4 protein-coding genes are annotated in these 6,831 nt (G+C 71.2%); all 4 read left to right on the top strand.

The window, feature by feature from the left end:
• The first annotated feature begins 80 nt into the window (after positions 1–80).
• The 4 genes from CCN56_RS30490 to CCN56_RS30475 all read left to right on the top strand — a co-directional run bounded on the left by CCN56_RS30490 (position 81) and on the right by CCN56_RS30475 (position 6,758).
• Complete coding sequence (locus CCN56_RS30490) at positions 81–842, top strand: MerR family transcriptional regulator (protein ID WP_086831165.1); 762 nt, start codon at positions 81–83, stop codon at positions 840–842.
• 271 nt (positions 843–1,113) lie between these two features.
• Complete coding sequence (locus CCN56_RS30485; protein WP_086831164.1) at positions 1,114–2,940, top strand: endonuclease/exonuclease/phosphatase family protein; 1,827 nt, start codon at positions 1,114–1,116, stop codon at positions 2,938–2,940.
• A gap of 84 nt (positions 2,941–3,024) precedes the next feature.
• On the top strand, positions 3,025–4,569 hold the full coding sequence (locus tag CCN56_RS30480) for a carboxylesterase/lipase family protein (protein ID WP_086831163.1): 1,545 nt from the start codon (positions 3,025–3,027) through the stop codon (positions 4,567–4,569).
• 176 nt (positions 4,570–4,745) lie between these two features.
• Complete coding sequence (locus CCN56_RS30475) at positions 4,746–6,758, top strand: fibronectin type III domain-containing protein (protein ID WP_086831162.1); 2,013 nt, start codon at positions 4,746–4,748, stop codon at positions 6,756–6,758.
• The last annotated feature ends 73 nt before the right edge of the window (positions 6,759–6,831 follow it).

Raw genomic sequence — 6,831 nt, 5'->3', positions numbered from 1 at the left:
TTGCGGTTGACGCGGCGTCAACCCCTACGGTCTTCGAACGGGGCCGGAACACCGGCCCCGGCGAAGGAAAGGACACCGTCATGGCCTGGTCGATCGCGGACGTGGCCCGGATGTCCGGGGTGACCTCCCGGACGCTGCGGCACTACGACGAGATCGGACTCCTTGCGCCCGCGTGGACCGCGAGCGACGGGCACCGTCACTACGAGGAGCCCCAGCTGCTGCGCCTCCAGCAGATCCTGCTCATGCGGGAGCTGGACCTCGGTCTGCGCGAGATCCGGGACGTCCTGGACAGCGGGGCCGACCGCGTGACCGTCCTGCGCGAGCACCATGCCCGGCTGCTCGCGGAGCGGGAGCGGCTCGGCACCCTGGCCCGCACGGTCGCCCGCACCATCGCCGAACTCCAGGAAAGCGAGGACAAGGACATGGTGAGCATCAACCGCCCCGAGAACCTCTTCGAGGGCTTCCGGCCCGACCCGGCGATCGAGGCCGAGACGCGGGAGCGGTGGCCGGAGGCGTACGAGCAGTCCCGGCAGGTCGTCGAAGGGATGACCCCCGAGGCCGCCGAGCAGTGGCAGCGTGAGGCCACTGCCCGGATGATCCGCTTCGCCGAGCACATGGCCGCCGGCACGCCCGTCGACGACCCGGCGGTCCAGGCCGAGGTGGACGCCCACTACCAGGACGTCCGCCGCTTCTGGACCCCGTGCGCCGAGGCGTACCGGGGTCTGGCCAAGACCTACGCCGAGGACGGTCGGTTCCGTGAGAACTTCGACCGGATCGCCGTAGGACTCGCCGAGTACCAGCAGCGGGCGATGAACGTCTACGCGGACACCCGGCTGAGCTGAGGTCCGCCCGTCCGTGGCTTCGATCCGACCCCCTCCCGCCCGTGCGGCGGAGGGGGTTCGGCGCGGTCCGTCGAGCGCGAGATAGTGACAGGGTCATGGCAAAACGGGCACACTGTGTGACGCGCGTAGAAGTGACACGAACAGAACACCTTCCGGTTCCCTCCACGCCATTCGCCGCCACTACAACTGCCCTGCCGCCACGGCGTGTCCCCACACACACCCGGCGCGGTGCTCCGCGATCCCTCCACGACACCTCGCGAAAGGCACCCCCATGACCTCCCGTCACCCAGCGGCCCGAGGCCGTCGCACCGGCCTGCTCGCCGCCACCGCCCTCGTCGGCTCCCTCATGGCCGGCCTCCTCGCGCTTCCCGCGCACGCCGCCACCGTCACCATCGCCGCCGTCCAGGGCGCCAAGCGGCTCTCGCCGTACAACGGCCAGCAGGTCACCGTCACCGGCATCGTGACCGCGATCCGCTCCACCGGAACCTCCCGCGGATACTGGATCCAGGATCCGGTCGGCGACGGCAACCCCGCCACCAGCGAAGCCCTCTTCGTGTACACCGGCTCCACCACCCCCTCCACCAAGGCCGGCAACCGGATCACCGTCCGGGGCACGGTCTCCGAGTACTACCCCGGCGGCTCCGCCGAGGGCGGCCAGTCCCTGACCGAGCTGACCTCCGCGACGATCACCTCCACCCTCTCCACCGGCAACGCGCTCCCGGCCGCCTTCACGCTGGACGCGGCCTCGATCCCGGACGCGTACGCACCCGACGCCGGGGGCGGTTCCATCGAGGGCCTGACCCTTGCGCCCTCGACGTACGCGCTCGACCTCTACGAGTCCCTGGAAGGCATGCGCGTCCAGGTGAGCGGCGCCCGCGTCGTCGGCGCCACCACGCCCTACGGCGAACTCTTCGTCACCGCCGAGCCGGCCGAGCACCCCACCCCGCGCGGCGGCACCGTCTACGGCTCGTACGCCTCCCAGAACGCCGGCCGGGTGAAGGTCGAGTCGCTGCTGCCCACCGCCTTCCCGGTCGCCGACGTCGGCGACGTGCTCAGCGGCACGACCGTGGGACCGCTCGACTATGACAACTTCGGCGGCTACGGCATCCAGGCCACCACCCTCGGCGCCCTCACCGACAACGCCCTCGCCCCCGAGACCACCCGGGCGCAGACCGCGGGCGAGCTCGCCGTCGCCACGTACAACGTCGAGAACCTCGACCCGACCGACCCGCAGAGCAAGTTCGACCGGCTCGCCGCGGGCATCGTCCGCAACCTCGCCTCGCCCGACGTCGTGGCCCTGGAGGAGGTCCAGGACAACAACGGCGCGACGGACGACGGCGTCGTCGCCGCCGACCGGACCTACGCCAAGCTGATCGCCGCCATCACGGCCGCGGGCGGCCCCGCCTACCAGTACCGCCAGATCAACCCGGTCGACGACCAGGACGGCGGCGAGCCCGGCGGCAACATCCGCGTCGGCTTCCTCTACAACCCGGCCCGCGTCGGCTTCACCGACCGCCCCGGCGGCACCTCCACCACCGCCGTCTCCGTCGTGAACAACGCCGGAACCGCCGCCCTGTCCGTCTCGCCCGGCCGGATCAACCCGTCCGACTCCGCCTGGGACGCCAGCCGCAAGCCGCTCGTCGGCGAGTTCACCTTCCAGGGCAAGACCGTGTTCGTGGTCGCCGATCACTTCACGTCCAAGGGTGGCGACCAGCCCCTGTACTCCCGCTTCCAGCCGCCGGCCCGCTCCTCGGAGACCCAGCGCGTCCGGCAGGCCACGCAGGTCAACGGCTTCGTCAAGCAGATCCTCGCCGTGCAGCCCTCGGCCCGCGTCGTCGTCCTCGGCGACCTGAACGACTTCGAGTTCTCCGACACGGTCACCACCCTGGCCTCCGGCGGAGTCCTCACCCCGCTCGTCGACGGCCTCCCGGCCGAGGAGCGTTACACCTACGTGTACCAGGGCAACTCGCAGGCCATCGACCACATCCTGACGAGCCCGGCCCTCACCTCGTACGACTACGACATCGTCCACGTCAACAGCGAGTTCGCCGACCAGGCCAGCGACCACGATCCGCAGGTCGTCCGCCTCGTCCCCTGAGACGGGGATTGACATCGGCAGTGCGTGAATCGTCTTGATCTTGGTGTTGGCGCCGGGCGGAGGTCCGATGACACGCTGAGCCCCATGGACACCTTCAAGACGACGAGCGGTGCGGTACGGGGCTTCCGGGCGTCCGGCGGCGTGGTCGCCGTGCTCGGAATCCCCTATGCCGCACCGCCGTTCGGCGCCCTCCGGTTCCGCGAGCCCGCCCCGGCGGCCGCGTGGAGCGGAACACGGGACTGTACGGCCTTCGGCCCCGTCGCCCCGCAGTCGGCGGAGCTGCCCGGCTCGCCCGGATGGTCGCCCGGCGACGAGGACGTCCTCACCGTCAACATCTGGACCCCGGCGCCGTCCTCGACCCCGGACTCGGCCCCGGCCCCGGACTCGTCTCCGGATCGCGGCTCCCTGCCCGTCCTGGTCTGGATCCACGGCGGCGCCTACACCTTCGGCTCCTCGGCCCAGCCCGACTTCGACGGCGACGCCCTCGCCCGCGCCGGTCTGGTCGTGGTCACCCTCAACTACCGCATCGGCTTCGAGGGGTTCGGGCACGTCCCGGCGTCCGAAGGGACGTCGTACCCCGACAACCGGGGCCTGCTCGACCAGGTCGCCGCCCTGCGCTGGGTGCGGGAGAACATCGCCGCGTTCGGCGGAGACCCCGACAACGTCACCGTCGCAGGACACTCCTCCGGGGCCGCGTCGATCGCCTGCCTCATGGTGATGGACCGGGCGCGCGGCCTGTTCCACCGCGCCATCGCCCACAGCCCCGCCAGCCCCCATTACACCCTCGGCATCGCCGCCGCGACCACGCGCGAGATCGCCGCGGCGGCCGGCTGCCCGGCCACCCCCGAGGGCCTGACCCGCGCGACCCCGCAGGACCTGGTCACCGCCTCCGACCAGGTCGTCGAGGCGTACCGGCGCGACCCCGCCTCCGGGTCCCGCCACTACGACCCCTCGCTCTACGCCCCCGTCCTCGACGGGGACGTCCTGCCCGTCGATCCCCTCACGGGCCTCGCCGCCGGGGCGGGCCGGGACGTGGACCTCCTCGTCTGCCACACCACGGAGGAGTACTGGCTGCTCGACGCCGTGGGCAGCTGCGCGAAGGTCACCACCGAGGGGCAACTCGCCCGATTCGCCGAGGACTTCGGGCTCCCCGACGGACTGATGGCCGGCTACCGTGCCGCGCTGCCCGACGCGCCGCTGTCCGACGTCTACCTGTCCGTCTTCGGCGACCTCCTCTTCGGCGAGTACGCCAACCGGCTCGCCGAGCAGCAGGCCCGGGGCGGCGGCCGGGCGTTCCTGTCGCGCTTCGACCGCCGGCGCACCGGCCCGCACGGGGCCGTACGGGCCTGGCACTGCGCGGACATCCCCTTCGCCTTCGGCAACGTCGACAAGGAGTGCGTGGCCTTCCTCATCGGCGGCGCCCCCACCCCCGCCGACCGTGAACTGGCCCGCCGGATGGTGCGTGCCTGGGCCGACTTCGCGACCGGTGGAGACCCGGGTTGGCCGGCGTACGACGACGCCACCGGGCCGGCGATGGTCTGGCGGACCGGGGAGGAGCGGCAGGAGGACGAGCCCGCCGCCCTCCGCGGGCTCTGGGGCCGGGCCGACTTTCCCCTCCTGCGTCCGTGAGGGTCCGTCGTCCGTGAGGGTCGGTGGGGCGGCCCCTGGAGGCGGCGTGACGGGCTGCGACATGCCGCTTTCGGGGTAATCGGCCGGTTGCGGGGCATCCGGCGGTCACGCTGTGTGCGAGGCGAGACCGTGAGTGCGGGGCGGTTGACACCGGCCGGCCGAGAGAGGAAACGACCATGGCTCTGAGCCGCCGCAGCTTCGTCACGTATGCCCTTGCTGCAGGACTCGTACTGGACGTCGGCGATGTCGTCGTCTCGCCACGGGTGGCGAGCGCCGCCGACGATCCGGTTCCCCCGGCACTGCTCGCCGGTCAGGCGCTGAGTTCGTCGACCGTGCGCCTGCTGTGGACCGCGGTCGCGGGGGCCGAGTCCTACCGGGTCTACCGGGACGACCAGCTGATCGCCGATCAGCCGGGCACCCTGCTGGAGGACACCGGTCTTGCGGCGACGACGACCCACCGCTACGAGGTCACCACCGTGATCGGCGGGGTCGAGTCGGTGCGCTCGGCTCCCGTCGTCGTGGTCACCCAGGCGCAGGACCCCACGACGGTGCCGACGGCGCCGACCAACCTCAAGTCGAGCTCGCTCACGTCGTCGAGCGTGAAGCTCACCTGGACCAAGTCCACGAGCGTCGCCAAGATCACCGGCTACCGGATCCTCCGCGGCCCCGTCGGGGTGCCGGTCGAGAATTTGGTCCAGATCTCGACGACCGACGGAGCCGCCAGCTACACCGCGAGCAAGCTGTTCGCCAACCGCGCCTACCAGTTCGCGGTCCGCGCCGTCGACGTCGCGGGGCACGTCGGCCCGGCGGCCGCCATCACCGTCACGACCAAGACCTCCAGCGACACGAGCGCCCCCGCGGCGGTGTCCAACTCCAGCGTGGTGGTGCGGCGGTACTCCGACAGCCGGCTCGACGTCACCTGGGGGTCGTCGAGCTCCAGCGACGTCGCCGGATACCAGGTCCACCGCAACAACGTCCTCGTCGCCACGGTGGAGGAGCCGCTCCGCAAGACGTACTCCGACAACGGACTCTCCCCGTCGACGACGTACACCTACCGGATCGCGGTCGTCGACTCCGCCGGCAACGTCTCCGCCCTCACCTCGGGGAAGACCGGCTCCACCCCGGCGGCCGGAACCGTCCTCGTCACCCGTGGTCCCTACGTCGTCCAGACCGACGCGACGAGCGCACGCGTGCTGTGGTGGACCAACCTTCCGGCTCCCAGCGGGGTCGACTACGGGATCGGATCGTTCAGCGGCAGTGTCGACGACCCCACCCCGCGGCTGCAGCACGCCATGCTGCTCGGCGGCCTCCAGCCCGGAACCGCGTACACCTACCAGGTGCGGTCCGGCAACGCCACGCTCGGGGGCAACGGCTTCACCACCGCACCCGCGCCGGGCACGGCCTTCACCTTCGCGGCGGTCGGCGACTTCGGCGGCGGCTCGGGGCAGGAGACGAGCATCGCCAACCTGATCGCCGCATCGCCGGCGCAATTCGTGCAGACGCTCGGTGACAACGTGTACCCGGACGCCCAGGACCCGGATCCGGAGCACTTCTACTCCGACTTCGACAACCGCTTCTACAAGCAGTACGGCCCGGTGATCCGTACCCGGACCCTTTATCCGGCGAACGGGAACAAGGAGTACTACGGCGACGGCGCGGCGGCACGGAACCTGTGGTCGCCGAACAACCAGCGCTGGTACAGCTACGGGTGGGGCGACCTGCACGTCCTCGTCGTCGACAGCGAGCAGCCCTTGGGGGCCGGCTCCCCGCAGCGCGCGTTCGTGAGCGCCGATCTCGCCGCCGCGACGGCGGCGTGGAAGATCTGTGTCGTGCACCGCCCGCCCTACAGCTCGACGACCACCAGCTCCAGCTCGTCGACGGTCCTCACCAACCTCGTGCCGCTCCTGGAGCAGTACGGGGTCAGGCTCTGCCTCTCCGGCAACTCCCACAACTACGAGCGGAGTCACCCGCTGCGCGCGGGTGCGATCGATTCGACGGGAGTGACGTACGTCGTCTCCGGCGGCGGTGGCAACGGGCTCAACCAGTTCACGGCGAGCCAGCCGTTCTGGAGCGCGTACAGGTCGGCGCGTTTCGAGTACGTGCAGTGCTCGGTCACTCCGACCCAACTCGTGCTCAACGCGTACAGCGACACCGGGACGCTCTTCGACAGCACGACGCTGACGCAGTGAACCGACGGGTGCGACGCGTTTGCCTTGACGGTGAACTGGTCGGTGTAGTTCAGTCGTTGCCGGTCGGCGGCCT

This window comes from Streptomyces sp. NRRL B-24572 (assembly GCF_002156145.1).
In the GTDB taxonomy this organism is placed as follows: Bacteria; Actinomycetota; Actinomycetes; order Streptomycetales; family Streptomycetaceae; genus Streptomyces; species Streptomyces vietnamensis.
The sequence above is the reverse complement of the archived record's forward strand: the minus strand, read 5'-3'. Positions and strand labels throughout refer to the sequence as shown.

Excerpts from the sequence above, each read along its gene's own strand:
- CCN56_RS30475 (WP_086831162.1), top strand. The coding sequence starts at position 4,746 with ATGGCTCTGAGCCGCCGCAGCTTCGTCACGTATGCCCTTGCTGCAGGA.
- CCN56_RS30490 (WP_086831165.1), top strand. The coding sequence starts at position 81 with ATGGCCTGGTCGATCGCGGACGTGGCCCGGATGTCCGGGGTGACCTCC.
- CCN56_RS30485 (WP_086831164.1), top strand. The coding sequence starts at position 1,114 with ATGACCTCCCGTCACCCAGCGGCCCGAGGCCGTCGCACCGGCCTGCTC.
- CCN56_RS30480 (WP_086831163.1), top strand. The coding sequence starts at position 3,025 with ATGGACACCTTCAAGACGACGAGCGGTGCGGTACGGGGCTTCCGGGCG.